Annotated in this window: 24 protein-coding genes and 1 riboswitch; of the genes, 12 read left to right on the top strand and 12 right to left on the bottom strand. The window is 72.8% G+C overall.

Annotated features, from left to right (window positions below; all coding sequences use genetic code 11):
• Nucleotides 1–197: 197 nt before the first annotated feature.
• The 3 genes from ACFYOP_RS08755 to thiO all read right to left on the bottom strand — a co-directional run bounded on the left by ACFYOP_RS08755 (nucleotide 198) and on the right by thiO (nucleotide 2,398).
• Nucleotides 198–992, bottom strand: a complete 795-nt coding sequence (locus ACFYOP_RS08755; protein WP_356892108.1) for a thiazole synthase — start codon at nucleotides 990–992, stop codon at nucleotides 198–200.
• A gap of 6 nt (nucleotides 993–998) precedes the next feature.
• A complete protein-coding gene (gene thiS, locus ACFYOP_RS08760) occupies nucleotides 999–1,211 on the bottom strand; it encodes a sulfur carrier protein ThiS (RefSeq protein WP_356892106.1) in 213 nt (70 codons plus the stop codon).
• A complete protein-coding gene (gene thiO / locus ACFYOP_RS08765) occupies nucleotides 1,208–2,398 on the bottom strand; it encodes a glycine oxidase ThiO (RefSeq protein WP_356892104.1) in 1,191 nt (396 codons plus the stop codon). Before thiO ends, thiS begins: the two co-directional genes overlap by 4 nt.
• Nucleotides 2,396–2,508: riboswitch (TPP riboswitch) on the bottom strand. (Overlaps the previous gene by 3 nt.)
• A gap of 51 nt (nucleotides 2,509–2,559) precedes the next feature.
• Here thiO and ACFYOP_RS08770 point away from each other — a divergent pair.
• From ACFYOP_RS08770 to ACFYOP_RS08795, 6 genes are all read left to right on the top strand, one after another.
• The gene (locus tag ACFYOP_RS08770; protein ID WP_356892102.1) at nucleotides 2,560–2,784 is read left to right on the top strand and encodes a hypothetical protein; all 225 of its coding nucleotides are present in this window, start codon (nucleotides 2,560–2,562) and stop codon (nucleotides 2,782–2,784) included.
• Nucleotides 2,785–2,872: 88 nt separating this feature from the next.
• Nucleotides 2,873–4,048: an FAD-dependent oxidoreductase gene (locus ACFYOP_RS08775; protein ID WP_356892157.1), complete on the top strand. Its 1,176-nt coding sequence runs from the start codon at nucleotides 2,873–2,875 to the stop codon at nucleotides 4,046–4,048.
• A gap of 103 nt (nucleotides 4,049–4,151) precedes the next feature.
• Nucleotides 4,152–4,517 carry an Rv2175c family DNA-binding protein gene (locus ACFYOP_RS08780; protein WP_356892100.1) on the top strand — a complete coding sequence of 122 codons (366 nt, stop codon included), beginning with the start codon at nucleotides 4,152–4,154 and terminating at the stop codon, nucleotides 4,515–4,517.
• 87 nt (nucleotides 4,518–4,604) lie between these two features.
• Nucleotides 4,605–5,252, top strand: a complete 648-nt coding sequence (thiE, locus tag ACFYOP_RS08785) for a thiamine phosphate synthase (RefSeq protein ID WP_356892098.1) — start codon at nucleotides 4,605–4,607, stop codon at nucleotides 5,250–5,252.
• Between the two features lie 165 nt (nucleotides 5,253–5,417).
• Complete coding sequence (gene metF / locus ACFYOP_RS08790) at nucleotides 5,418–6,335, top strand: methylenetetrahydrofolate reductase [NAD(P)H] (protein WP_356892096.1); 918 nt, start codon at nucleotides 5,418–5,420, stop codon at nucleotides 6,333–6,335.
• 52 nt (nucleotides 6,336–6,387) lie between these two features.
• The gene (locus ACFYOP_RS08795) at nucleotides 6,388–7,224 is read left to right on the top strand and encodes a hypothetical protein (protein WP_356892094.1); all 837 of its coding nucleotides are present in this window, start codon (nucleotides 6,388–6,390) and stop codon (nucleotides 7,222–7,224) included.
• 27 nt (nucleotides 7,225–7,251) lie between these two features.
• On the opposite strand, the gene ACFYOP_RS08800 is transcribed toward ACFYOP_RS08795, so the two are convergent.
• The 5 genes from ACFYOP_RS08800 to ACFYOP_RS08820 form a co-directional block, all read right to left on the bottom strand.
• Nucleotides 7,252–8,748, bottom strand: coding sequence for an NAD(P)/FAD-dependent oxidoreductase (locus ACFYOP_RS08800; protein WP_356892092.1), 1,497 nt, complete (start codon nucleotides 8,746–8,748; stop codon nucleotides 7,252–7,254).
• Nucleotides 8,749–8,832: 84 nt separating this feature from the next.
• On the bottom strand, nucleotides 8,833–9,435 hold the full coding sequence (locus ACFYOP_RS08805) for a DUF4126 domain-containing protein (protein WP_356892090.1): 603 nt from the start codon (nucleotides 9,433–9,435) through the stop codon (nucleotides 8,833–8,835).
• Between the two features lie 390 nt (nucleotides 9,436–9,825).
• Nucleotides 9,826–10,440 (bottom strand): TetR/AcrR family transcriptional regulator, encoded by a 615-nt coding sequence (locus ACFYOP_RS08810; RefSeq protein WP_356892088.1) that lies wholly within the window; start codon nucleotides 10,438–10,440, stop codon nucleotides 9,826–9,828.
• Between the two features lie 29 nt (nucleotides 10,441–10,469).
• A complete protein-coding gene (locus ACFYOP_RS08815) occupies nucleotides 10,470–12,557 on the bottom strand; it encodes a YhgE/Pip domain-containing protein (RefSeq protein ID WP_356892086.1) in 2,088 nt (695 codons plus the stop codon).
• Entirely contained in the window at nucleotides 12,529–13,473 is a 945-nt protein-coding gene (locus ACFYOP_RS08820) for an ATP-binding cassette domain-containing protein (RefSeq protein ID WP_388451138.1), read from the bottom strand. The genes ACFYOP_RS08815 and ACFYOP_RS08820 overlap by 29 nt, the downstream gene beginning before the upstream one ends.
• A gap of 160 nt (nucleotides 13,474–13,633) precedes the next feature.
• Between ACFYOP_RS08820 and ACFYOP_RS08825 the strand changes: the two genes are divergently transcribed.
• From ACFYOP_RS08825 to ACFYOP_RS08835, 3 genes are all read left to right on the top strand, one after another.
• On the top strand, nucleotides 13,634–14,233 hold the full coding sequence (locus ACFYOP_RS08825; RefSeq protein ID WP_356892084.1) for an SAV_6107 family HEPN domain-containing protein: 600 nt from the start codon (nucleotides 13,634–13,636) through the stop codon (nucleotides 14,231–14,233).
• A gap of 114 nt (nucleotides 14,234–14,347) precedes the next feature.
• Nucleotides 14,348–15,064 carry a methyltransferase gene (locus tag ACFYOP_RS08830; RefSeq protein ID WP_356892082.1) on the top strand — a complete coding sequence of 239 codons (717 nt, stop codon included), beginning with the start codon at nucleotides 14,348–14,350 and terminating at the stop codon, nucleotides 15,062–15,064.
• Nucleotides 15,065–15,311: 247 nt separating this feature from the next.
• Nucleotides 15,312–15,713 (top strand): DUF3040 domain-containing protein, encoded by a 402-nt coding sequence (locus ACFYOP_RS08835; RefSeq protein WP_356892080.1) that lies wholly within the window; start codon nucleotides 15,312–15,314, stop codon nucleotides 15,711–15,713.
• Nucleotides 15,714–15,944: 231 nt separating this feature from the next.
• Here the strand turns inward: ACFYOP_RS08835 and ACFYOP_RS08840 are convergent, their stop codons facing one another.
• The 4 genes from ACFYOP_RS08840 to ACFYOP_RS08855 form a co-directional block, all read right to left on the bottom strand.
• Nucleotides 15,945–18,440 carry a DUF3488 and transglutaminase-like domain-containing protein gene (locus ACFYOP_RS08840; RefSeq protein ID WP_356892078.1) on the bottom strand — a complete coding sequence of 832 codons (2,496 nt, stop codon included), beginning with the start codon at nucleotides 18,438–18,440 and terminating at the stop codon, nucleotides 15,945–15,947.
• Nucleotides 18,437–19,801 (bottom strand): DUF58 domain-containing protein, encoded by a 1,365-nt coding sequence (locus ACFYOP_RS08845; RefSeq protein WP_356892076.1) that lies wholly within the window; start codon nucleotides 19,799–19,801, stop codon nucleotides 18,437–18,439. Before ACFYOP_RS08845 ends, ACFYOP_RS08840 begins: the two co-directional genes overlap by 4 nt.
• Nucleotides 19,801–20,844: a MoxR family ATPase gene (locus ACFYOP_RS08850; protein ID WP_356892074.1), complete on the bottom strand. Its 1,044-nt coding sequence runs from the start codon at nucleotides 20,842–20,844 to the stop codon at nucleotides 19,801–19,803. The genes ACFYOP_RS08845 and ACFYOP_RS08850 overlap by 1 nt, the downstream gene beginning before the upstream one ends.
• A gap of 197 nt (nucleotides 20,845–21,041) precedes the next feature.
• Nucleotides 21,042–21,587, bottom strand: a complete 546-nt coding sequence (locus ACFYOP_RS08855; protein WP_356892073.1) for a carbonic anhydrase — start codon at nucleotides 21,585–21,587, stop codon at nucleotides 21,042–21,044.
• Between the two features lie 273 nt (nucleotides 21,588–21,860).
• Here ACFYOP_RS08855 and rsmH point away from each other — a divergent pair, with 273 nt between their 5' ends.
• The 3 genes from rsmH to ACFYOP_RS08870 are packed head-to-tail and all read left to right on the top strand — an operon-like array spanning nucleotide 21,861 to nucleotide 25,447.
• Nucleotides 21,861–22,817, top strand: a complete 957-nt coding sequence (gene rsmH, locus ACFYOP_RS08860) for a 16S rRNA (cytosine(1402)-N(4))-methyltransferase RsmH (RefSeq protein WP_356892071.1) — start codon at nucleotides 21,861–21,863, stop codon at nucleotides 22,815–22,817.
• Nucleotides 22,818–22,872: 55 nt separating this feature from the next.
• Entirely contained in the window at nucleotides 22,873–23,472 is a 600-nt protein-coding gene (locus ACFYOP_RS08865) for a septum formation initiator family protein (RefSeq protein WP_356892069.1), read from the top strand.
• Between the two features lie 4 nt (nucleotides 23,473–23,476).
• Complete coding sequence (locus tag ACFYOP_RS08870; RefSeq protein WP_356892067.1) at nucleotides 23,477–25,447, top strand: penicillin-binding protein 2; 1,971 nt, start codon at nucleotides 23,477–23,479, stop codon at nucleotides 25,445–25,447.
• The last annotated feature ends 8 nt before the right edge of the window (nucleotides 25,448–25,455 follow it).

Below are 25,455 nucleotides of genomic sequence, written 5' to 3' on the forward strand. Positions count from 1 at the left end.
GGTTCTGTGCCGAGCCCCGCGCCTCAAACGCCGGCGGGGCTGAAGTCGCCGGGCAACGCAAGCCCGGCCTGGGGGTACTCCCCCTATGCCTGGCGGCGTGGGAGGTGCCCCCCACCCACGGCCGCCAGGCCGCCGGGGAAGGGTCAGGGGGACAAGCCCGCCGCAGGCGCCACGCCCCGCCCCCGCGGCCGCCGCCCTCAGAACGCCGGCCGCTCCGGGTCCAGCGCCGCGCGCCCTTCCGTCGGGGACGATGCCTCGGCGAAGTGGCGGCGGGGGATCCGCCCCGCCCGGTACGCCAGCCGCCCCGCCTCCACCGCGTGCCGCATCGCCTCCGCCATCAGGACCGGCTCCTGCGCCCGCGTCACCGCCGACGCCAGCATCACCGCCGCGCACCCCAGCTCCATCGCCAGCGCCGCGTCCGACGCCGTGCCGGCGCCCGCGTCGAGCACCACCGGCACGCCCGCCTGCTCGGTGATCAGCTGGAAGTTGTGCGGGTTGCGGATGCCCAGCCCGGACCCGATGGGCGAACCGAGCGGCATGATCGCGGCGCAGCCCACGTCCTCCAGCTTCTTCGCGAGGACCGGGTCGTCGTTCGTGTACGGAAGGACCGTGAAGCCGTCGTCGACCAGCGTCTCCGCCGCGTCGAGCAGTTCCACCGCGTCCGGCAGCAGGGTCCGCTCGTCCGCGACGACCTCGAGCTTGATCCAGTCGGTGCCCAGCGCCTCCCGTGCCAGGCGCGCGGTGAGGACGGCCTCGCCGGCGGTGAAACAGCCCGCGGTGTTGGGCAGGACCCGGATGCCGAGCCGGTTCAGCACCGACAGGACGGACCCCTGAACGGTCGGGTCGAGGCGGCGCATCGCCACCGTGGTGAGTTCCGTGCCGCTCGCGACCAGGGAGCGCTCGAGGACGTCGAGGCTGGGCGCCCCGCCCGTGCCCATGATCAGCCGGGAGTCGAACGTCGTACCGGCGAGAGTGAAGCGGTCGTCTGCCATGGCGGCTCAGCCTCCCTGCACTGCGGTGAGAATCTCGACGCGGTCACCGTCGCCGAGGCGGGTGCCGGGCCACTGGCCGCGCGGAACGACGGTCTCGTTGACGGCCGCGGCGACACCCGTGGGCGCGGCGGTGAGCTGCGCGACGACGGCGTCCAGCGTGGTTCCCGCGGCGAGATCCCGCGCCTCGCCGTTGACGGAGATGCTGACGGAGACGTTCATGCGGGCTGCTCCTCGAGGACGGCGTCCGTAAGAACCGGGCCCGCCGCGAAGCGCCGCGGCGAGAAGGGCCGTGCCACCTCCGGCAGCTCGCCGCTCAGCAGCGCCTGAGCCAGCACGTCGCCGGTGACGGGCGTCAGCAGCACCCCGTTGCGGTAGTGCCCGGTGGCCAGCAGGAGCCCCGGCAGCTCCGTGAAGCCCAGCAGCGGCGCGTTGTCCGGCGAGCCCGGCCGCAGTCCGGCGCGGGTCTCGACCAGGGGCAGCTCGGTGATGCCCGGCACCAGCTCGTGCGCGTCGCGCAGCAGCTCGTACACCCCGCCCGCGGTGACCGTCGTGTCCCAGCCCAGTTCCTCGCTGGTCGCGCCGACGACGAGTTCGCCGTCCTCGCGCGGCACGAGGTAGACATGGCTGCCGCGCACCACGGCGCGCACCGTGCGGGACAGGAACGGCGCGTACGGCCGCGGCACGGTCAGCCGCAGGACCTGGCCCTTCACCGGCCGTACGGGCGGCACCACGTCCGCCGGTACGCCCTTCAGCCGGCCGCTCAGGCTGCCGCCCGCCAACACGACCTGCTGCGCGCGGACTTCCAAGCCGTCGGCGAGGACCGCCCCCACCGCCCGGTCGCCCTCGACGAGCAGCCGCTCCGCCCAGGTGCGGCGGAGGCCGACCCCGGCCCGCTCGCAGGCGACGACGAGCGCCGCCGCCAGCCGCCGCGGGTCGACCTGGTGGTCGCCGTCCACCCGCAGCCCGCCGCGTACGCCGGGTGCGAGCATCGGTTCGAGGCGGCGGCACTCGCGGCCGGAGAGCCATTCGGAATCGAGGCCCGAACGGCGCTGCAGCGCGTGCAGTTCGCGCAGGTGCGCCCGGTCGTCGGCGTCGAGGGCGACGGTGAGCGTGCCGCAGGAGCGGTGTCCCACCCGCTGCCCGCTCGCCTCCTCCAGCTCGGCGACGAAGGCCGGATAGCGGCGGGCCGATTCGAGGTTGAGGCCGAGCAGCGTCTGCTCGCCGTAGTGGAGTTCGGTGACGGCGGCCAGCATGCCGGCGGCGACCTGCGCGGCGCCGCCGCCCGGCTCCGGGTCGGCGACGGTGACCCGCAGGCCCCGCTGTGCGGCGCGCCAGGCCGTGACCAGGCCGATGATTCCGCCCCCCACGACAAGGACGTCGGGGGTGTGCGGTGTACGAGACGACATGGGCGTCCAGCCCCTCCCTTCGCCGGCATGACCCGGATCAGGTTCGTACGGTCGGAGGCCGGTCAGCCTCCCTCTCAGCCCGGTGCGTCCGGGCTCCCGCGAGTGCCTTACGGTGGCCACCCTAACCTCCCGCCCCGACGCTCGGTAAGGGAGCCGCAGCAGTGGCGAAGACCCTCGACGGACTCGTTCTCTCGCCGGTCGCGGACCAGGCTCCGGGCCGGCTCGGCACCCGCCCGCGCTCCACGTACCACGTGGAGCGGGGCGTGCTCTGGGCCGAGGGGGGAGGCCGGGTGCGGCTGGAGGAGACGTGGGAGTGGGCGTCACAGGAGGGCCGCGGGACGAGCGTGGTGGAGGAACTGCCCTCCGGACCGCCCGCAGCATCCTGACCCGTCGTCAGGTACGTAAGGTGTGCGGGTGGAAGAACGGCAGCAGCAGACAGCAGAGCGCCGGCGCGTGGTGATCGTCGGCGCCGGCATGGCCGGTGTCCAGACGGCGGTGGCCCTCCGCGAGCGGGGCTTCACCGGCCCGGTCGCCGTGCTCGGGGCCGAGCCGCACCAGCCGTACGACCGGCCCCCGCTGTCCAAGGCGGTCCTGCTCGGTACGGCGGAGGGCTCGGCGTTCGACATCGACTTCGAGGCCCTGGACGTCGAACTGCGCCTCGGCGTCGAGGTGACCGGAGTGCGCACGGACGCCCACGAGGTCGACACCGCGGCCGGCCCCGTCGCGTACGACGTGCTCGTGCTGGCCACCGGCGCGGAGCCGGTCACCCTGCCGGGCGCGGCGGGCGTCCCCGGTGTCCATCTGCTGCGCACGCTGGACGACGCCGCCCGGCTGCGGCCCCTGCTCGCCGAGAAGCACGACATCGTCGTGGTCGGCGCCGGCTGGATCGGCGCGGAGTTCGCGACGGCCGCCCGGCAGGCCGGCTGCGCCGTCACTGTCGTCGAGGCCGCCGACCGTCCGCTCGCCGGCACCATGCCCGCCGAGGTCGCCGCCCCGATGGCCGCCTGGTACGGGCAGTACGGGGCCGAACTGATCACCGGCGCCCGGGTCGCCGCCGTCGAACCGGGAGCCGTCGTCCTGGCCGGGGGCCGCAGGGTCCCGGCCGGCGCCGTCGTCGTCGGCATCGGCGCCCGGCCCGCCACCGGCCTGCTCGCCGGCTCCGGCATCGAGCTGGGCCCCGACGGGGCGGTCGTCGCCGACGAGCGGCTGCGCGCCTCCGCCCCCGACGTGTACGCCGTGGGGGACTGCGCCTCCTACCCGTCCGGCCGCTACGGACGGCGGCTGCTCGTCCACCACTGGGACAACGCGCTCCAGGGGCCGCGCACGGTCGCCGCGAACATCACCGGCGGCGCCGAGGAGCCGGAGCCGTACGACCCCGTGCCGTACTTCTGGTCGGAGCAGTTCGGCCGTTTCGTCCAGTACGCCGGCGACCATGGCGCCGCCGACACCCTGCTGTGGCGCGGCGGCCCCGCAGAAGAGACCTGGTCGGTGCTGTGGCTGCGCGACGCCGCCCTGGTGGCGCTGCTGGCCGTCGGCCGACCGCGTGACCTGGCGCAGGGGCGCAAGCTGATCGTGTCCGGGACGGCGCTGGACCGGGCGCGGGCCGCCGACCCCTCGGTGCCCCTGAAAGCTGCGGCACAGTCACCCTGAAAGCAGCGGTGCGTCCCTCTGAAGGCGGCGTCGGCGTCCCCTGAGGAGGCGCCACGGCCGGTCCCGGCTTCCGACTGTCGGTCCTGGATGGGAGGCTTGTCCCGTGACCGAGATTGACGCAAAGATCGATGCTCTCGTCCCCGCCTGGCTTTACCTGCCGGACATCGCGGAAATGCTCGATGTCGAGGTGACGCGCGTGCGGCAGCTGGTCAAGGAAGGCCAGCTGATCGCGGTGCGCCGCGGCGAGAACCGGGCGCTTCAGGTGCCTGCCGCCTTCATCGACGGCAACAAGGTGGTCAAGGGCCTCTCGGGGACCCTGACCCTCCTGAGGGACGACGGCTTCAACGACGAAGAGATGCTGGAGTGGCTGTTCACTCCTGACCCGAGCCTGCCGGGCACGCCCGCGCAGGCGCTCAGCGAGAATCGCGGTACGGAGGTGAAGCGCCGCGCACAGGCGCTCGCCGTCTGACATACCGGAAAACACCATCGCGGCCGGATGTACGGGACGGGCCGCGCCCGTCCCGTACATCCGGCCGCCCGACGTGGGGATCGCCTCATGGCCACGGCTCGCGCGCTGCTGTCCGACGCCCGGCTCTATCTGTGCACGGACGCCCGCAAGCGGCAGGGAGACCTTCCCGCCTTCCTCGACGCCGTGCTGACGTCCGGTGTGGACGTCGTGCAGCTGCGCGACAAGGGCATGGAGGCCGGTGAGGAGCTGGAGCACCTCCAGGTCTTCGCCGACGCCTGCCGCAGACACGGCAGACTGCTCGCGGTGAACGACCGCGCCGACGTGGCGCACGCCATCGGCGCCGACGTGCTGCACCTGGGTCAGGGCGACCTGCCGGTGCCCGCCGCGCGCGCCATCCTCGGCGACGGCGTGCTGATCGGCCGTTCGACGCACTCCGGGTCCGAGGCGGCCGCCGCCGCGGTCGAGCCGGGCGTGGACTACTACTGCACCGGCCCCTGCTGGCCCACCCCCACCAAGCCCGGACGCCACGCCCCCGGCCTCGACCTGGTGCGATACGCGGCGGGGCTGGGCGCCGAGCGGCCCTGGTTCGCCATCGGCGGCATCGACGCGGGCAATCTGGACGAGGTGCTGGACGCCGGCGCGCGCAGGGTCGTCGTGGTGCGGGCGATCACCGAGGCCGACGACCCGGCATCCGCCGCGGCCGATCTGGCGAAGCGGATCAGGGCCAGGTCCTGACCTCGGCCGTCCGGCGGCGGCGATCTCCTCGCGCTGATCCCGCCGCACCGACCCAGCCACACTGATCGTCCGTTTTCTGTCCAAGGGATGGACAAGAGATGGACAAACGCGACAATTTTCCCTGATCCGGTTGGGGGACCCCCACCGTCTGGCTAACCTGCGGGTATGGCCCTCGGTACTGCTTCCACCAGAACGGATCGCGCGCGAACGGTGCGCGACCTGCTTGCGACGGGCAAGACGTCGTACTCGTTCGAGTTCTGGGCGCCCAAGACCGAGAAGGGCGAGCGGAACCTGTGGAACGCGCTGCGCAGGGTCGAGGCGGTCGCTCCCAACTTCGTCTCGGTGACCTACGGCGCCGGCGGCTCCACCCGCGCCGGCACCGTCAAGGCGACCCAGCAGATCGCCGCCGACACCACCCTGACGCCCGTCGCGCACCTCACCGCGGTGAACCACTCCGTCGCCGAGCTGCGCAACATGATCGGCCAGTACGCGGACGCGGGCATCCGTAACATCCTCGCCGTCCGCGGCGACCCGCCCGGCGACCCGATGGGCGAGTGGGTCGAACACTCCGAGGGCGTGCGGTACGCGGCGGACCTCGTCCGCCTCATCAAGGAGTCGGGCGACTTCTGCGTGGGGGTGGCGGCGTTCCCCGAGATGCACCCGCGCTCGACCGGGTGGGACGAGGACATCCGGCACTTCGTGGACAAGTGCCGCGCCGGCGCCGACTACGCGATCACGCAGATGTTCTTCCGCCCCGAGGACTATCTGCGCCTTCGGGACCGGGTCGGTGCAGCGGGTTGCGAAACCCCGATCATCCCCGAGATCATGCCCGTCACCAGCGTCAGACAGATCGAACGGTTCGCCACTCTCAGCAACGCGCACTTCCCGGCCGAGCTGAAAGAGCGGATCGTCGCGGTCAAGGACGATCCCGCCGCTGTACGCTCCATTGGCATCGAGTTCGCGACGGAGTTCTGCGCGAGGCTGCTTGCCGAGGGTGTCCCGGGGCTGCACTTCATCACGCTCAACAACTCCACCGCGACGCTCGAAATCTACGAGAATCTCGGACTGCACGAGCAGTCCTGACCGGTCGTACCCGCCCCGCCCCGGGGCCGGCGGCCGCAGGAGAGGGGCGGACATGGGCTGGACGGTCCTCTACGTCGCGTTCGGCGTCGTCGCGCTGTGGCTGCTGGGCGAGGTGCTGCTGCAGTACAAGGCGCGGCTGCGCTGGCGGGTGCTCGCCTTCTGCGGCTTCCTCGGTGTCGTCATAGGCGTGCTGATGGCCTCCGTCGTGGTGATCGCCCTGGGGACCATGGCGTTCGCGGTCGGCCAGACCTATGTGACGCTCTCCTTCCGGCGCGGCTTCTCCACCGGCTGGGCCCTGGGCGGCAGCCCCGGCGTGAGCAGGCGCCGCAGGTCCGGCGCCGCCCCGGAAGCCGAGCGCGAGCCCACGCTCGAGGTCACCGACATCTCCTACGACACGCCCGACCACGGTCCGGCCGCGGCCGACGAGGGCCCGGGCGTCTACGAGCCCCAGCCGCTGCCGGACGACACCGGGCAGTACGGCGTCTACACCCCCGCGGCCTACGCGGCCCAGGACGAGCCCCGGCACGACGCCGCCGCCCAGGACCCGTACGCCTCGGGATACGGCGCCTACGACGCGTACGCCGACCACTCCCAGCAGCAGCCCGCGGAGCAGCCGACCTACGCCGGCCAGTACGACTACGGCACCGGCCAGCAGTACGCCACGTACTCCGACCCCTACGTGGGCGGTCAGCAGTACAGCACCCACGACGCCTACGGCGCGGGCTACGGCGACCAGCAGCAGTACGCCGCCTACGGGCAGCAGGACGGCTACAGCGAGACGCCGCCCGGCGGGGTCTGGGTGCCGCAGCAGCGCGAGGGCGACCAGGAAGAGCCGCCCCCGGTGTACTACGACTCCGGCTACAACGAGCAGCAGCAGTACCGCTACTGAGCGGCGGAACTCCGCGGCCGCGGGCCCTCAGCGCGAGCCGCGGAAGTCCGCGCCCTCCACGATCAGCCCCGCCACCAGCGCTCCCGACATGCCCGCGTGCGCCAGCCCGCCGCCGGGATGCGCCCAGCCGCCGGCGAAGTAGAGACCGGACAGCGGCCCGGTGTTGGGTGCCGGCAGGAACGCGCCGGACCCGCCCGCCAGGGCCGGGGCCGGGACCGCCGCGCAGCCGGTGTCGTGGCGGGTGTCGTCGGGGGTGCGCACCTCGCGCCACAGGATCCGCTCGCGCAGGCCGGGCACCGCGGACCGGGCCGCAGCCACCAGCCGGTCGGCCGCTGCCTCGGCGGCCTCCGCCCAGCTGCCGCCGTCCCGCAGTCCGGCCGGCACGGTGGCCGTCAGCGTGACCGCCTCGTGGCCGTCGTCGGGCCGCAGCAGCGGGTCGTCGGGGCGCATGACGGTCACGGTCGGGTGCGCACCGGTGGTGCCGGCGCCGATCGCGTCCCATTCGGCCGCCGCGTCCGGGGCGTGCACCACGGTGCGGTGCACGGTCTCGTCCGGCCGGCCGCCGCGCAGCGCCAGATGGACCGTCAGCCGCCCCGTACGCGCCTCAGGGCGGCCGTGCCGCGGCTCGTCACGGCCGCCCCACGCGACGACGCGGTTCTCGACCAGGGAGGGCAGCGGGGCCCCGGACACCACGATGTCCGTCTCCACCGGGCCGCCGCGGTCCAGCTCAAGACCCACCACGCGGCCGTCCTTCTCCACCACGCCGGTCACGGCGGTGTCGAACACGAACTCCACCTTCCTGGCCAGACACCGCTGGTGCACGGCGTCGGCGAGGGCGCGCAGACCGCCCTTCACGTACCAGGAGCCGAAGGTCTGCTCCATGTACGGCAGTACCGCGGCGGCGGCCGGCGCGGTGCGCGGATCCAGCCCGTACGCCGTGGCGTGGCTGCCGAGCAGTGCGGCCAGTCGCGGGTCGCGCAGTTCGCGGGCGCCGATCTCGCCGAGCGTGCGGGCGGGCCGCCGCAACAGGCCCTGCCTCAGCGCCGGATAGGGGTCCTTCGAGAACGGCGAGGTGTCCGCGGGCAGCGGCTCCTCCAGCAGCGGACGGCGCGAACGCTCCCAGGCGTCCCGGGCGCGGCCGAGGAAACCGCCCCAGCGTTCGCCAGAGCCGGGCCCGAGCGCCGCCTCGAGAGCCGAAAGAATGCCGGCCCGGGACACGTTGGGGAGCAGGACGTCCGTCCCGTCGGCGAAGACGTGCCGGCTCGCCGGATCCACCTGCGTCAGCTCGACGCACTTCTCCAGGGGTTCCTTGCCGGTCTTCACGAACAGGTCCCGCCAGACCGCCGGGAGGTGCAGCAGACCGGGGCCGGTGTCGAAGACGAAGCCGTCCCGCTCCAAGCGGCCCACCGAGCCGCCGTGCGTGGACCCACGCTCGTACACCGTCACCCGGTGGCCTGCCACGGCCAGCCGGGCGGCCGCCGCCATGGCGCCCATCCCGGCGCCGATCACCGCAATCCGTGCCATGTCCGTGACTTTATTACCCGGGTCCGGCGGGTCACGGCCCGGGGCGGCCCGTCGGCGGACGGCGCACCGAGAGCCGCAGCGGCCTCACAGGCCCGCGCCGGCCAGGCGTTTCTCCTCCCGGCGCCGCGCCCTGCGCCGCAGGAAGTTGCGGATCCTGGTCGCGAGGAAGATCACCGTGACGATGCCCAGCACGAGCAGCGTGCCCGCGATCACCGCGGCGGCCACCGGGTTGAAGACCGCGAACGAGATGATCGCGGCCACCCCCAGGTCCTCCGCCAGGCTCACGCCGATGTTGCTGAACGGCTCGGGCGAGGTGTTGACGGCCATGCGGGTGCCGGCCTTGACGAGATGGCTGAGCAGCGCGGTGGAGCCGCCCACGGCGGCCGCGGCCACCTCGGGCAGCGACCCGCTCTGGCCCGCCAGCAGCGCGGCGACGACGGCGCCGGACACCGGCCGGATCACGGTGTGGACGGCGTCCCATATCGAGTCGAAGTACGGGATCTTGTCCGCCACCGCCTCGCACAGGAAGAGCACGCCGGCGACGATCAGCACATCGGTGCGCTGCAGCGTCTCGGGCACCTGGTCCGAGACGCCGGTCGCGCCGAAGACGCCGAACAGCAGGATCACCGCATAGGCGTTGATCCCGCTGGCCCAGCCGCTGGTGAAGACGAGAGGGAGTACGGACACGGACGCGATGGTAACCAGTCCGGTGGCGCGGTGGGTGAGGATCCGTACGGAGAGCTGAGTATCCGTACCTAGGCGCCGAGTTGAGTACCCGCGCGGATGGGGTCCGGCCCGCCGGGACGGAAGAGTGGGGACCACGGAAGGGGCGCGGCGCCGGCACCGCCGACACGGGGCGGCGGAACGGCGCGGCTCCCCCGACGGAACGGGGATGCGGTACGGAGGGCCCATGACCACGGGGGGACAACGGGGGACGGGCTCTTCGGACCCACGGGGGAACGGGGAAGCGGGGGACACGGGGAACGGGGAACGGGGAACGGGGAACGGGAGACGCCGGCCGGGCTGGAGAACCAGCCCGGCCGGCGTTCCTGTCGTCCAGCCGGTCGCAGTGCGCCGTCAGTCCCGGCGGCCGCTCACCCGGCCGTGCAGCAGCAGCGACAGCGCCCCGTGCACATCGTCCAGCGACCGCTCCCGCTGGAACGCCTGCCAGTCCAGCGCGGCCACCAGCACCATCCCGACCAGCGCGGCGGCCGTGAGCGGGATGTCGATCTCCTCGCTCAGCTCACCCGCCTCCACGCCCTCCCGGAGCACCGTCTCCACGACGGCCACCGCCTCCTGGCGCACCACGAGGAGCGTGGACTGCCAGGCGCGGTTGGTGCGCCACAGCTCCGCGACGTACAGCTGGGTGAAGGCCGGATAGCGGTCGATGAAGACCAGACCGGCCCTGATCATCTCGTCCAGCGCCTCGACCTTGGAGCCGCCGCGGTCCGCCGTCCGGTCGGCGGACTCCTGCAGGGAGGCCGTGAGAAGGCCGACGCCGAAGCGCAGCAGCTCCTCGAACAGCTCGGTCTTGCTCTTGAAGTTGTAGTACACCGTGCCCTTGGCGACCCCGGCCCGCTCGGCGATCTCGTCGACCGTCGTCGCCGAGAAGCCCTGCTCGGCGATGAGCGTCACGGCTGCCTCGTAGAGCTTGGCGCGGGTCGCCCGGCGTCTGGTGCTGCTGCTGTCCATGACATCGATTCTCACAGGTCCGCCCGCCGTCACAGACTCAGCTCGGGGTGAAGCCGGTCGAGCGTCCACACCTGCTTGCTCCGTGCGGACAGGGCGGTCAGCGCGAGAGCTCCCGCGGTGAAGGCGAGCAGCACCGCACACGCCTGCCACACCGGACCGGCCCCGCCGCCGGTGATGAGTATGCGCAGCGCCTCCACGACGTACGTCATCGGCAGGAACGGGTGAATGGCGTTGAAGAAGCCGGGGCTCGTCTGGACCGGGTAGGTGCCGCCGGCCGACGTCAGCTGGAGCATCAGCACCGCGAGGACCAGGATGCGTCCGGCGGCGCCGAAGCGGGCGTTGAGCCACTGGATGATCGCCGCGAAACAGCAGGTGACCAGGGCGAGGAAGCCGACGGTGCCGGCCGCGTTCGCCATCTCGAGCCCGAGGCCCCAGTGCAGGACGGACATCAGGGCCGTGACCTGGAGCAGGCCGAGTGACGCCACCGGGAGCAGACCCGCCAGCGCGATCCGCCATGCGGAGGCCCCGGTGGACAGGGCCCGGCGGTTCAGCGGCTGGATGATCATGTACGCCACCATCGCGCCCACCCAGAGGGAGAGCGGGATGAAGTACGGGGCGAAACCGGTGCCGTAGTTGGGCGCAGCGTGCAGGGACCGGCCGGCCAGCTGGACCGGGTCGGCCATCACCTCGGTGCGGCGGTCGCGCTCCTTCTTGTCGTAGTCGGGGATCTCGTCGACCCCCTTGTCCAGCCCCGCCGCCAGCTCGGTCGACCCGTCGGCCAGCCGGAACAGCCCGCCGTCCAGCTCGCCGGCGCCCTTCTTGAGTCTGCCGACGCCCGTGTCCAGATCGGTGGAGCCGGTCTTGGCGGTGGTGAGCCCGGTGTGCAGCCGGACCGCGCCCGAGGCGACCTTGTGGGCGCCCTTGTTGAGCTCGTTGATCCTGCCGATCGCGTACTCCAGATCCTCGTCCAGCTTCGGAGAGCGCTTGGCGAGGGCGTCGGCCTTCTTCTCGAGGTCGGCGAGCTGCTTCTGCAGCCGCTTCAGGTCGCCGTCGCTGTTGGCGACCAGCACGTTGAGGTCGTCCGCGATCGTGGCGACGTCGGCCGCGGTCACCTTGGCGCGCTTCAGCTCCGGACAGGCCCGGGCGTCGGGTATCAGGGCCTCCTCGCACTGGGTGCGGTGGATCTCGCTGAGCGCGTCGGCGGACTTGTGGGCCACGACGGTGGCGGCCGGGGCGCGTTCGACCAGGCGGTCCAGGTTGTGCTGGACGGCACGCGAGGTGTCGGCCACCAGCCGGGCCGAGTCCCCGATCGACTTGCCGTTGTCCTTCAGGTACGGGCGGGCGCGGTCGGCGGCGCCGTTGATCCGGTCGGCCAGCGCCTGCGTGCCCTCGGCGACCTGACGGGACCCGGTCTTCAGCTCACCGGCGCCCTTGTGCAGCGTCTTGATGCCTCCGGCGAGCTTGCCGCTGCCCTCCTTGGCGTCCTTCAGACCGTTCGCGAGGTTCTCGGAGCCCTTCTTCGCCTCACCGACGCCGCTCCTGAGCTTGTCGGCCCCCTTCGCGGCCTTCTCCGTCGCGTCGTGGATGTCGGAGAACGAGATGAAGATCCGGTCGAGGAACGACCGGGAGGCGTCGGTCGACGCGGCCGTGCGCACCTCGGCGAAGACCGTCCGGGAGATCTGCCCGACGATGTAGTTGTTCGCGTCGTTCGTACGCACCCGGAGGGCCCCCGTCTCGGGGGAGTCGCCCGAGCTGGAGGCGATGCGCCGGCTGAAGTCCGCCGGCACGGTCAGCGAGAGGTAGTACGTGCCGTTCTCGACACCGTCGCGGGCCTCGGCGTCGCTGACCTCGTGCCACTCGAAGACCTTGCTGTCGCGCAGGCGCTCGGTGATCTCGTCCCCGGCGGCAAGTTTCTCGCCGCCGGTGGTGGCCCCCTTGTCCTCGTTGACGAGGGCGACGGGAAGCCGGTCGAGCCTGCCGTACGGGTCCCAGAACGACCACAGGTACAGGGCGCCGTAGAGCAGCGGGAGCAGCAGTACGGCGACGATCGCGGCGGCCGGCAGCTTGCCCCGGCCGAAGCGCTTCAGCTCAAGCGCGGCCAGTTTCGGCGATCGCATCGGCCGGGCCCTCCTCGTCGGTGTCGGTGTCGGTGTCGGTGTGCGTGTCCGTATCGGTGTGGGTGTCCGCGCCGGCGTCGGTGTCCGGGTCCGCGTCGGTGTCCGGGTCGCGGTCGGTCGTGGCGGCGGTGGGCGCGGGCTCGGCGTCGGTCCCGGCCTCGCTGCCGTCGGCGGCCGGGGAGCCGGCGGCGGGCGACGCGGCTGTCCCGGTGGACACGGTGACGGCGCCGGCCGGGGCCTGGCTGCACACGGCGAGCACGGTCGTGCCGGCGTCGGCGATCGAGCGCAGCAGCGCCCAGGCCGTGGCCCGTTCCTGGTCCGAGAGCTTGAGGTCCATGTCGTCGACCGCGAGCAGCCGGGGGCGGGCGATCAGGGCGAGGGCGACGGAGAGCCGCAGCTCCTCGGGCCGTTCGAGGTCGCGCACGACCGTGCGTTCCCGCTTGGGCAGCGTCGCGAGGTCGAGCCCGGCGGCGGCGAGGGCGTCCTCGACACGCTGTCGTGCCGTGGCCGCTCGCTCCGCGCGCGGTCTCAGCAGCGCGCGCAGCGATCCGTCGAAACGCCGCTGCAACAGGGCCCGCTCGCGCAGATGCTCCGCCACCGTGAGCGCCGGATCGAGATCGCTGACCCCCGGCACCGGCCCGAGCGCGCTGATCCGGCGCACCGCGGACATCTTGCGCGGCAGCGACAGGCCCGCGACCTCGGCGCTGCCCTCGGTGGCCCGCATGCGTCCGACGAGCGCGAGCAGCAGGCAGGTGCGCCCGGACCCGGACGGGCCCTCGATCGCCACCAGCGCGCCGGGCTCCGCCTCGACGTCCACCGAGCGGAACGCCCAGCCGCGCGGGCCCTTGAGCCCGAACCCCGAGGCGCTCACGGCCGCGCCGTGCGGGCCGTCCACGTCTCCCACCCCGACTCCCATCCCCTGTTCCTCCGTCAGTTTTGAACTGACCGGTCAGTGCAAAAAGTTACTCCGAACCCTTGATCGACGCAAAGGGGCAGGTCAGGCCGACTGTCAGTGGGTGGCTCCACGATGGACACATACGGCCACAGCGCCGTCACACGACGACAGGAGGCTCGTCATGGCCAGCTACTCAGCCGCCGCACACCGGCGCCGCGCCACCGGCCCTGCCCCTTCATCGACCGGACCCGCGCAGGACGTGCACCCCGTCCCGCGCCGGGCCACAGCGCCGCCCGCCGCCCTCGATCTGCTCGCCCAGGCACGCGCCGGGCTCGAAGAGGCGGCGGCCTTCGACCAGCCCAACGAGCGGTATGCCACGGCGCATCTCGCCGCCCTGCGCACCGCCGCCGCGGTGCTCGCCGCCCGTGCCCGCCCCGAGACCGCCGTACGGCGCGGACACGGGGCGTCCCCACGGCGGAGCCGCAGGGCAGCCATCCGCAGCGCCTGGGAGATCCTGCCGGAGACGGCGCCGGAACTGTCCGAGTGGAGCCTGCTGTTCGCCTCCGGAGCCGAGCGCCGTGCCCGCGCGGAGGCGGGCATACGGGGCGCGGCCAGCCACCGTGAGGCCGACGACCTGCTCAGGGACGCCGCCATGTTCCTGCGGCTGGTGGAGCGGATGCTGGTACCGCAGCCGGTGCTGCCGCAGCCCAGGGCCGGACAGCCGGAGCAGCCGCCGCCGCAGGGCGAGACGGAGCGCCGACCGGGGCCGCGAAGGCAATAGGGTGGGCGCAGGCCAGCCAGAACATCGCCCGAGGAGCCAACTGCCGTGTCGGAACCGTCCCCCACAGGTGGGCAGACCCCACCGCGCCCCTCTCGCGCCTCAGTCCGCACCGCCGTGGTCTGGGAGGTCCTCAAGGACGCCCTCGACCACCGGGTCAAGGAGACCGGGACGGACCACCTGGACATCCTCGACACCGGCGGCGGCACCGGCAACTTCGCGGTGCCCGCCGCCCGGCTCGGCCACCGGGTCACCGTCGTCGACCCCAGCCCGAACGCGCTGTTCGCGCTCGAGCGCCGGGCCGCGGAGGCCGGGGTCGCCGACCGGGTGCGCGGCGTCCAGGGCGACATCCACGGCCTCTTCGACGTGGTCGCACGCGGCGGTTACGACGCGGTCCTGTGCCACGGCGTCCTGGAGTACGTGGACGACCCCGCGGAGGGTGTGCGCAACGCGGTCGAGGCCCTGCGCCCCGGCGGAGCGCTCAGCCTGCTCGCCGCCGGGCTCGGCGGCGCCGTGCTCGCCCGTGCCCTGGCCGGCCACTTCAACGACGCCCGCCAGGCGCTGAGCGACCCAAACGGCCGCTGGGGCACGGGCGACCCGGTGCCCCGCCGCTTCACGGCCGAGCAGCTCACCGAACTCGTCGGCCGGGCCGGTGTGGAGGTCGGCGCGGTGCACGGCGTGCGGGTCTTCGCCGACCTCGTGCCCGGCGTTCTGGTGGACACCGAGCCCGGTGCTCTGGATGCGTTGCTCAAGCTGGAGGCGGCGGCCGCCGAGCTGCCGGCCTTCCACTCCGTCGCGACCCAGCTGCACGTCCTGGGCGAGAAGCGGGGCTGATCAGCGGCGCAGCCGCAGATGGAGTACGCCACAGAGCCTCCGTCGGCGGGTTTCGCACCGTATGATCGGGGGACACCATCCGGCATGACGGATCGGAGGTTGGGGAATCAACGCCTCAGCACCCCGATCGGGCATGGCGGCCCGGAATGGCGTTTGCGAGAGGGCGGGTTTCACGGGGGCGAATCCCTGCCTATCCTGAAAGGGCCGCATACCGGTCGTCCCCGCGACCGACGACGAGGAGGACTCCGTGCCGCTCTCGGAGCACGAGCAGCGAATGCTCGAGCAGATGGAGCGAGCGCTGTACGCCGAAGATCCCAAGTTCGCGACAGCGCTTGAGGGAAGCGGGCTGCGTACGTACACCCGACGACGGGTCTACCAGGCAGTTGCAGGCTTCCTGGTGGGTATCGCGCTCCTCATGGCCGGAATGGTCGCCCAGCAGATCTGGATCAGTGTGGTGGGCTTCCTCGTGATGCTCGGCTGTGCGGTTCTCGCGATCACGGGCTGGCGCAAGGCGCCGAAGCCGGGTGAACAGCAGGCCTCCGGTGAGCAGGGGCGCCGCAAGTCTCACCAGCACAGATCGGTGATGAGCCGGATCGAAGAGCGGTGGCAGCGCCGCCGCGACGAACAGGGCGGTCAGGGCGGCCACTGAGGACCGCGGGCCACAGACCTGTACAGAGCTGGAACACGTGTGAGGGGCGACGCCGAAGGCGTCGCCCCTCACACGTGTTCCCGAGTGCCCTCGTGACCCGAGTGCCCTCGTGACCCGGGCCGTGGAGCCCTGAAACGTGTTCCGGGACCGGGCCCGGCCCGTGCGAGACCTGGCCCGTGAGCCTCTGGACGTGCTCCGGGGCCGGGCCTGTGCGGCCCGGCCCCGGGTGTCTCAGCCCTGCTGCCGCGACGGGCGGCGCAGCGCCCGGGCCCACCGGTTCAGCCGCAGCCGCCGTATCTGCCACCGGTCCGTGACGGCCGACCAGCGCGCCGTCAGCGCCCACACGGCGCGAACGGAGGAGCGGGGCAGCAGCACGGCCCGCATCCGGGTCCGGAAGCCCACGGCGCCGAGCAGGCCCGACTGGATCCGCCGGGCGTCCTCCGCGAGAGCCGTGCCCGGCTCCGGTACGGGCGCGTAGAGCACCTGCTCCACCGAGCGGGCCATCCGGTGCACGGCTGCCGCCGATTCGTCCTCCAGCTTGCCCAGCCTGACGATGCGTGCCGCCGTCTTGCGGGGCGTCAGCGATTCGTCGGGCAGGACGCCCACGTCCCACGCGGTGTCCGTGACCTCCTGCCAGACCGCCAGCGTCCGGCCGGGGTCGGCCACCGCCGTGCGTCCGGCGGTGGCGCTGCCCTGCGCGCCGAGCGACACGGCGCCGGGCGCCGGCGGGTCGTCCTTCGCCGGCCGGACCGGGGACCCGGCCAGCCGCCGGGAACGCGTCACGAGCCGCAACAGCAACGGCACCGACAGCAGCAGCAGTCCGGCGGCGACGCCGAAGGAGGTCATCAGGACCGTGTCCAGCGACGAGTCGTCCGCCGGCGGCTGCACGTCACGCGGGTCGGCGGCGCCGCACTGGCCCAGCTGCCGCTCCTGCCGGGGGCACGCGTCCTGCGGACGGTCCGACGGCTCGGGGGCGGCGGAAGCGCCCTCCTCCGGCTGCGCCGGATCAGAGGGACCGCCGACCGGCGTCTGCTCCTGGGTGTACTCGGGCCGGGAACCACGGCTGGGCGTCGGCTCGAAGCGGGTCCACCCCACGCCCTCGAAGTACAGTTCGGGCCAGGCGTGGGCGTCGCGCAGACCGACCGACACCGTGCCGTCCGACTGCGTGGCGCCCGGCTGGAAGCCCACGGCGACACGGGCCGGAATGCCCAGGGTGCGCGCCATCGCGGCCATCGAGAAGGAGAAGTGGACGCAGAAGCCCTCCTTCTGCTTCAGGAAGCGGCTGATCGCGGTGACGCCCGTACCCGACCGGACATCGGTGTTGTAGGTGAAGCCCCCGTCGAGGGAGAACCAGTCCTCGAGCTTCTTCGCCTTCTCGTAGTCGTTGGCCGCGCCCTCGGTCACCGTGAGCGCCGTCTTCTTGACGTCCTCCGGGAGCACGTCGGGAACCTGGGTGTACTCCCGCAACAGCGCGGCGGGCGCCTCGGGCGCGGCCGCCAGCTGTTCCTGGGTGGGCTGCACGATCATGCTGTTGACCGAGTACTGCGCCCCGGCCGTGGTCTGGTCGCGGTCGCCGACCAGCGTCCGTCCGGCGGGCTCGTAGCGCCAGCGGCCCTCGATGGCCACCGTCGTCGCCGGGAAGGGCATCGGCAGCCAGTTCTGCTTGTACGAACCGGCCGCGGAGATGTTGGTGCGGACCTCGGTGACCTGGACCGACGGGCGCAGCCCCGCCGGCTCCGGCAGCCGCTCCGGCACGCCGGTGACCTTGCGCTCCGAGGAGCGCCACGAGGTGCCGTCGAACCGGTCCAGAGCCAGGATCCGCAGATACATGTCCTCGTTGCCGGGCGCGTTGCTGCGGTACCGCAGCACCTCCCGGTTCTGCGGCTGGTTCAGATTGTCCTGGAGCGAGACCAGCGGATTGACGGCCGAGATCGTGCCGCCACCGCCGCCGATCCCGCCACCTGGACCGTTGCCCACGCCGCCGATCAGGCCGCCGTTCAGGGCCGGCAGTGCCGCCGGCACCGCGAGCGCGATACCGAGCGCGAGGACGCCGATACGGCGGCCGGCGCGTACCGGCGCCTGGGGCCGGCCCTCCGCCGGGCCGAGGCCGCCCGTCGAACGGGCGGCCGCCGCCCCACCGAAGACGCGCCCCCACTGGGACAGCCGGTCCCGGCCCTCCGCGAGGAGCAGCACCAGATAGCCGGAGGCCGCCAGCAGGAACCACAGCCAGCTGGCGCCGCCGCCGGACAGCCCGGCGGCCACCGAGTAGAGCGCGAGGAGCGGCAGCCCGGCCGGAGCCGCGCTGCGGAACGTCACCGCCAGCGCGTCGACGGTGAGGCCGATCAGCAGCACGCCGCCGATCACCATCAGCCTGATGCCGTCGGTCGCCGGGGCCGGGATCGCGTACCGGCCCACGTCGTCGGCGCCGGCCCGCAGCAGCTCGCCGAAGTGGGCGAACGCCTCCGGGCCCGGCAGCACCCCGAGGAAACTGTGGCCGCGGGCGAAGACGACGGTGAGCACCAGCAGCGTGACCAGTGCCTGCACCGCTACGGTCAGCGGCCTGGCCAGCGGCACCCGTCTGGCGAGCGCGCCGACCCCGGTCTGGATCGCCAGCAGCAGCGCCGCCTGGAACATCCAGTTCGGCGGGTCCACCAGCGGCAGCAGGGCCCCCGCCGCCATCAGGGTGGCAGCGAAGGCGCACACCGCGAGCCTTCCGCGACCGCTCATGACCAGCCTCCCGACGAGCCGTACGCACCGGTGCCCGACGGCTCGGTGCGATCGCGTGCCGCCTGCTGCCACAGATCCGCGAGCGGCGCGCCGGGCGGGACGGCGAGCGCGGTCCACCCCGCCTCGCGGAGCTGCCGCAGCCGCTCCTCGACCGGGCCGGGCACCGAGCCGCCGGTCAGCCACGTCCCGCTGTCGAGCACGAAGGCGACCGCGGCCCCGCTGCTGCGGCGCATCCGGGCCGCCAGCGCGGTCTGTTCGTCGTCGAGGTCGCCGAAGAAGCCGATCAGCAGCCCTTCGCTCGTGCCGCGCAGCACCTCGTACGAGCGGGACAGGCCCGCGCCGTCGGAGTGGTCCACGACGGAGAGCGTGTCCATCATCATTCCGGCGGCCTCCGCGGACTCGTGGGAGGAACCGGCGAAGCCCTCGGCGCCCTGCCCGGGCACGGAGCTGCCGGTGTCCGTCAGCAGCCGCACGGAGAAGCCCCGTTCCAGCAGGTGCATCAGGGCGGAGGCCGCGCCGGACACCGCCCACTCGAACGCCGAGTCCGGTCCGGCCCCCTGGAACGCCGTCCGCCGGGTGTCCAGCAGCACGGTGCACCGGGCCCGCTGCGGCTGCTCCTCGCGCCGGACCATCAGCTCGCCGTACCGCGCGGTGGAGCGCCAGTGCACCCGGCGCAGGTCGTCGCCGTGGCGGTACGCGCGCGGGATGATGTCGTCGTCGCCGGCCAGGGCGAGCGAGCGCTGGCGGCCCTCGCCGTAACCGGAGGCCTCGCCGGCGAGCCGGACGGCGGGCAGGGACTCGGTGCGCGGAACGACCGTGAGGGTGTCGAACGCGCTGAACGACCGGGTGAGCTCGCACATGCCGAACGGGTCGGTCAGCCGCAGCTGGAGCGGCCCCAGGGGATAGCGCCCCCGCAGGTCGGAGCGGACCCGGTAGGAGACCTCGCGCCGGCCGCCCGCCTCGACCCGGTCCAGCACGAACCGCGGCCGCGGGCCCAGTACGTACGGCACATGGTCCTGGAGCATCAGCAGCCCGGTCGGCATCCGGGAGACGTTGTCCATGCGCAGATGGACCCGCGCCTCGGAACCGGCGGGCACCCGGCCGGGCGACAGCCGCCGGCTGGCCGCGACCCGGTAGCGCGTGCGGTACAGCACGACCACACAGATCAGCGGCAGCCCGGCGAGCAGCAGTCCCACCCGCAGCAGGTCGCTCTGGCCCAGGACATAGGCGCACACGGCGGCCGCCACGCCGGCCGCGAGGAACGAACGGCCCCGGGTGGTGAGCCCGCCGAGCGCCGCGCGCACCCCGCCGGCGTTCGTGCCGTCCGGACCCGGCGAGGCATCGGGTCCTGCGGCCGCCATCACAGCCGCCGGGCGCCGGGCTGCTGCCCGTAGAACGGCGTGCGGTCCGGGCCGCCGCCGTACGACCCGTCCGCGCTGCCGGTCGTGGGCACCGCGGTGCGCTGGACGATGTCGAGCACGACCTGCTCGGCGGTCCGGCGGTTGAGCTGAGCCTGCGCCGTCGGCAGCAGCCGGTGCGCCAGCACCTGGACGGCGAGCGCCTGCACGTCGTCCGGCAGGGCGTACTCACGGCCGCTGAGGGCGGCGGACGCCTTCGCGGCGCGCAGCAGGTGGAGCGTGGCGCGCGGGGACGCCCCGAGTCTGAGATCGGGGTGGCTGCGCGTCGCGGAGACGAGCTCCACCGCATACCGGCGGACGGACTCGGCGACGTGCACCGCGCGCACGGCCTCGATCAGCTTCACGATCTCGTGGGCGTGCGCCACGGGCTGCAGGTCGTCCAGCGGGGAGACCCCGCCGTGCACGTCGAGCATCTGCAACTCGGCGGCCGCGCTCGGGTAGCCGATCGAGACGCGCGCCATGAAACGGTCGCGCTGCGCCTCCGGCAGCGGATAGGTGCCCTCCATCTCCACCGGGTTCTGGGTGGCCACCACCATGAACGGATTGGGCAGTTCGTAGCTGTGTCCGTCGATGGTGACCTGGCGTTCCTCCATCGACTCCAGCAGCGCCGACTGGGTCTTGGGCGACGCGCGGTTGATCTCGTCGCCGATCACGATCTGGGCGAAGATCGCGCCCGGCTTGAACTCGAACTCACGCCGCTGCTGGTCGAAGATCGACACACCCGTCACATCGGACGGCAGCAGGTCCGGCGTGAACTGGATGCGCCGCACGGAACAGTCGATGGACCGCGCCAGCGTCTTGGCCAGCATCGTCTTGCCCACGCCGGGGACATCTTCGATGAGGAGATGTCCCTCGGCCAGCAATACGGTCAGCGAAAGCCGTACGACCTCTGGCTTGCCCTCGATCACGCTCTCGACCGACCTGCGGACACGATCCGCGGTGGTGGTCAGATCCGTGAGGCTCGCTCGATCGTCATAGGTCGTCACCCGGCCCTCCTCGGCCCGTTCATAGGGCCGGCGCCTTGGACGGCACGGCCCACCCCGAAACACGGACACCGCTCCCGGAGGGTCCGGAAGCACGTCCCACAGGCATTCTTGTTTGCGTTCCCGTGTTGTGTCACTTGCCTGTGGACAAGTGGGCGGGATATGTCGGGGTTGAGCCGTTTCGTCCAGTGCCCGACTGCTTACGCAGCGGGGTCGATCTCCCTCAGCAGTCCCGTCGTGACGTCGAAGACGAAGCCGCGGATGTCGTCGGCGTGCAGCAGGAACGGCGAGGTGCGCACCCGCTGCATCGACTGCCGGACGTCCTGGTCGACGTCGCGGAACGCCTCGACCGCCCATGCGGGACGCTGCCCGACCTCCGCCTCCAGTTCCATACGGAAATCCTCCGTGATGGTCTCAAGGCCGCAGCCGGTGTGGTGCACGAGGATCACGCTGCGGGTGCCCAGCGCGCGCTGGCTGATGGTGAGTGAGCGGATCACGTCGTCGGTGACGACGCCGCCGGCGTTGCGGATCGTGTGGCAGTCGCCCAGTTCGAGCCCGAGCGCCGCGTGCAGGTCCAGTCGGGCGTCCATGCAGGCGACGACCGCGACCTTGAGGACCGGGCGGGCGTCCATGCCCGGGTCCTCGAACTCCGCGGCGTACTTCCGGTTCGCCTCGACGAGGCGGTCAGTGACGGTGCCGCCGGTACGCGCGGTGTCGGCGGCGGGCTGGTGCGCAGAAGTCGACATGGAAAGAAGGTAACGGTCACGGCCCCGGCCGGGCCGGTGTGAGAGTGGACAAAAGAACGTCAACGACCCGTCCTGTGAGGTAACCCACAAGCCTGACTCGGCGGCCCGCGCGACGCGCTGGCCGGTTGATTGACCGGCCGGACCAGTGCACTAAAGTGACGCGCAGTTCACGGACACCAACCGCACAACCGGTGGTTTCCCGCACAATTCCCCGCGTGCGCGGCGTACGCACGGCCCGGCCATGACCCGCCCGCGCCGGATCTGAGAGGGCGCATGAGCCAGACCCGACACGTCCCGGTGATGCTCCAGCGGTGCCTGGACATGCTGGCCCCCGCGCTTCAGGAGCCGGGCGGAGTCGTCGTCGACTGCACCCTCGGCCTCGGCGGCCACAGCCAGGCCCTTCTCGAACGTTTCCCCGAGACCCGGCTCGTCGCGCTCGACCGCGACAAGGAGGCGCTGCGCCTCTCCGCCGAGCGGCTCGCCCCGTTCGGCGAGCGGGCGACCCTGGTGCACGCCGTCTACGACGAGCTCCCCGAGGTCCTCGACCGCCTCGGCATCCCCAAGGTCCAGGGCGTGCTGTTCGACCTCGGCGTCTCCTCCATGCAGCTCGACGAGGCGGAACGGGGCTTCGCCTACGCCCAGGACGCCCCGCTCGACATGCGCATGGACCAGACCACCGGCCTCAGCGCCGCCGAGGTCCTCAACACCTACCCGCCCGGCGAACTGGTGCGCATCCTGCGCGCGTACGGCGAGGAGAAGCAGGCCAAGCGGATCGTGTCCGCCGTCGTGCGGGAGCGCGCCAAGGAGCCGTTCACCAACAGCGCCCGGCTCGTCGAACTGATCCGCGACGCACTGCCGCAGGCCGCCAAGCGCACCGGCGGCAACCCGGCCAAGCGCACCTTCCAGGCCCTGCGCATCGAGGTCAACGGCGAACTGGCCGTCCTCGAGCGGGCCATCCCCGCCGCGGTCTCCGCGCTCGCCGTGGGCGGCCGGATCGCCGTCCTCTCGTACCACTCCCTCGAGGACCGGCTCGTCAAGCAGGTCTTCGCGGCCGGCGCCGCGAACACCGCCCCGCCCGGACTCCCCGTGGTCCCCGAGCAGTACCAGCCCCGGCTGAAGCTGCTGACCCGCGGAGCGGAGCTGCCCACCGACGAAGAGGTCGCACAGAACCGCCGTGCGGCTCCGGCGCGTCTGAGGGGGGCACAGCGCATCCGGGAGGACGTCGCGTGAGCGCGGCGGACCGGGTGACGCGCACGGCCGACGCGGCGCCGAAGGGGAGGACACCTTGAGCACACCGGCCAAGCAGCTGAAGGGATCGGCCGCGCGACTCGCGCGGCTGCTGCCGTCGGGCCCGAGCACCGCGGCCCGCGCACCCTTCGTCCTGCTGGTCGTGCTCATCCTCTCCGGCGGGCTGATCACGCTCCTGCTGCTGAACTCGTCACTCAGCCAGGGCTCGTTCGAGCTGAGCGAACTCAAGAAGAAGACGACCGAACTCACCGACGAGCAGCAGGCGCTGCAACGCGACGTCGACCGCCGTTCGGCCCCCGGCGCCCTCGAGCGGCGCGCCCGCGAGCTCGGCATGGTGCCCGGCGGCGGCCCCGCCTTCCTCGGCCCGGACGGCAAGGTCCTCGGCGTACCGCAGAAGGCCACCGCGGAACCCCTGCCGCCCGCGCCGGAGCCGTCACAGACGGACGGCGACCCCTCCGCCCCGCCGTCCGAGCAGGTCACGCCCCCGGACGCCACGCCGTCCGACACCGCCTCCGCACAGCCGGACGCCGTGTTCCCGCAGACCCAGGGCCTGTCCGGCCCGCCCGCGGGACCCGGCGACAGCGAGCCCGCCCCCCGTACGTCCCCGCAGCCGAACCCGACGACCCCCGGCAGGTGACGCAGTGCCCCCCAAGGAACCACCGCGGCGCCGGGTGCCAGGCCCGGCACGGCGGCCCTCCGCGCAGCGCTCCGGACAGCGGCCACGGCGACCGCCCGCCGCCGGCCGGTCGCGCGCCGGACAGCGCCCCGCCCCCCGCCGCGTCCGGCTCGGCAACCCGCGCCCCCGGCTGAGGCTGGTCAGCCTCGGCCTCACCCTGGTCATGCTCGCCTTCGTGATCCGGCTGCTTCAGGTGCAGGCCGTCGACGCCAGCACCTACGCGGCCAAGGCGGAGAAGAACCGCTACCTCAGCCACGACCTCGCCGCCGAGCGCGGCAGGATCACCGACCGCGCCGGGATCGCCCTGGCCACCAGCGTCGACGCGCACGACATCACCGCCGACCCGAAGATGTTCACCCCTGAGGACAGCAATTCGCCCAACGCGCCCGAACAGGCCGCTCAGCTCCTCGCCCCCATCCTCGGCAAGGACCCCGCCGACCTCGCCAAGAAACTGAAGAAGCCCGGCTCCCGCTACGCCGTGCTGGCCCGCCGCCAGACCCCGCAGGTGTGGAACCAGATCAAGGACCTCAAGGGCGTCTACGCGGAGAAGGCCGCCGCCGACAAGCGCAGTGGCGGCCCCGGAGCCAATGTGCTCGCGGGCGTCTTCCAGGAGCCCAGCAGCACGCGCGTCTACCCCAACGGCGATCTCGCCGCGGGGATACTGGGCTTCGTCAACGCGGCGAACCGCGGCGGCGGCGGCATCGAGTCCATGCTCGACGAGACGCTGGCCGGCAAGGACGGCACCATCACCTACGCCCAGTCCGGCGGCCGCCGCGTACCCACCGCCACGTCCCGCGAAGTGCCCGCAGTGCCCGGCTCCGACGTGGAACTCACCATCGACCGCGACATCCAGTGGGCCGCCCAGCAGGCCATGGAGGAGCAGGTCAAGAAGTCCAGGGCCGACCGCGGCTACGTCATCGTGCAGAACACCCGCACCGGCGAGGTCCTCGCCATGGCCAACGCCCCCGGCTACGACCCCGGCGACCTGAGCACCGTCACCCCCGGCACGCTCGGCAACGCCGCCCTGCAGGACGCGTTCGAACCCGGTTCCACCGCCAAGGTGATGTCGATGGCCGCCGTGCTGGAGGAGAAGAAGGCCACCCCCGGCACCCATGTCGTCGTCCCCAACCGGCTGCACCGCGGCGACCGCCTCTTCAAGGACGACGTCGACCACCCCACCTGGTACCTCACCCTCAACGGCGTCCTCGCCAAGTCCAGCAACATCGGCACCATCCTGGCCACCGGGCAGCTGGGGAAGACCCAGCCGGAGGCCAACAAGGTGCTCCACTCCTATCTGCGCAAGTTCGGCATCGGCCGCCCGACCGGGCTCGGCTACCCGGGCGAGACCCGGGGCATCCTCGCCGAGCCGCAGGACTGGTCCACCTCGCAGCAGTACACGATCCCCTTCGGGCAGGGCCTGTCGGTCAACGCCATGCAGGCCGCCTCCGTGTACTCGACCATCGCCAACGGCGGCGTACGCGTCGAGCCCACGCTGGTCCGCGGGACCAGGGGCCCGGACGGGCGTTTCACACCCGCCGAGGAGCCCGAGAAGACCCGGGTCGTCAGCGAGAAGACCGCCAAGACCCTCGCCACCATGCTGGAGTCGGTCGTCGACGACGAGGAGGGCACCGGAACCAAGGCCCGCATCCCCGGCTACCGTGTCGCGGGCAAGACCGGAACGGCCAACCGCGTCGACCCCGAACTGGGCGTCTACAAGGGCTACACCGCCTCGTTCGCCGGCTTCGCGCCGGCCGACGATCCGCAGATCACCGTCTACTGCGCCATCCAGAACCCCACCAAGGGCAGTTACTTCGGCGGCCAGATCTGCGGACCCATCTACCAAAAGGTCATGGCCTTCGCGCTCAAGACCCTGCAGGTCGCCCCGACCGGCAAGGGATCCGCACGGCTGCCCGTGACCTTCGATCCCGGTGAGTGACCCGGAGG

It is taken from the genome of Streptomyces sp. NPDC006294, assembly GCF_042870895.1.
In the GTDB taxonomy this organism is placed as follows: Bacteria; Actinomycetota; Actinomycetes; order Streptomycetales; family Streptomycetaceae; genus Streptomyces.

Bases quoted from the DNA above. Each gene is read 5' to 3' on its own strand.
- ACFYOP_RS08775 (WP_356892157.1), top strand. From the start codon at position 2,873: ATGGCCGGTGTCCAGACGGCGGTGGCCCTCCGCGAGCGGGGCTTCACC.
- metF (WP_356892096.1), top strand. From the start codon at position 5,418: ATGGCCCTCGGTACTGCTTCCACCAGAACGGATCGCGCGCGAACGGTG.
- ACFYOP_RS08815 (WP_356892086.1), bottom strand. From the start codon at position 12,557: ATGCGATCGCCGAAACTGGCCGCGCTTGAGCTGAAGCGCTTCGGCCGG.
- ACFYOP_RS08840 (WP_356892078.1), bottom strand. From the start codon at position 18,440: ATGAGCGGTCGCGGAAGGCTCGCGGTGTGCGCCTTCGCTGCCACCCTG.
- ACFYOP_RS08825 (WP_356892084.1), top strand. From the start codon at position 13,634: ATGGCCAGCTACTCAGCCGCCGCACACCGGCGCCGCGCCACCGGCCCT.
- ACFYOP_RS08795 (WP_356892094.1), top strand. From the start codon at position 6,388: ATGGGCTGGACGGTCCTCTACGTCGCGTTCGGCGTCGTCGCGCTGTGG.
- ACFYOP_RS08820 (WP_388451138.1), bottom strand. From the start codon at position 13,473: ATGGGAGTCGGGGTGGGAGACGTGGACGGCCCGCACGGCGCGGCCGTG.
- ACFYOP_RS08845 (WP_356892076.1), bottom strand. From the start codon at position 19,801: ATGGCGGCCGCAGGACCCGATGCCTCGCCGGGTCCGGACGGCACGAAC.
- thiO (WP_356892104.1), bottom strand. From the start codon at position 2,398: ATGTCGTCTCGTACACCGCACACCCCCGACGTCCTTGTCGTGGGGGGC.
- thiS (WP_356892106.1), bottom strand. From the start codon at position 1,211: ATGAACGTCTCCGTCAGCATCTCCGTCAACGGCGAGGCGCGGGATCTC.
- thiE (WP_356892098.1), top strand. From the start codon at position 4,605: ATGGCCACGGCTCGCGCGCTGCTGTCCGACGCCCGGCTCTATCTGTGC.
- ACFYOP_RS08755 (WP_356892108.1), bottom strand. From the start codon at position 992: ATGGCAGACGACCGCTTCACTCTCGCCGGTACGACGTTCGACTCCCGG.
- rsmH (WP_356892071.1), top strand. From the start codon at position 21,861: ATGAGCCAGACCCGACACGTCCCGGTGATGCTCCAGCGGTGCCTGGAC.
- ACFYOP_RS08855 (WP_356892073.1), bottom strand. From the start codon at position 21,587: ATGTCGACTTCTGCGCACCAGCCCGCCGCCGACACCGCGCGTACCGGC.
- ACFYOP_RS08810 (WP_356892088.1), bottom strand. From the start codon at position 10,440: ATGGACAGCAGCAGCACCAGACGCCGGGCGACCCGCGCCAAGCTCTAC.
- ACFYOP_RS08800 (WP_356892092.1), bottom strand. From the start codon at position 8,748: ATGGCACGGATTGCGGTGATCGGCGCCGGGATGGGCGCCATGGCGGCG.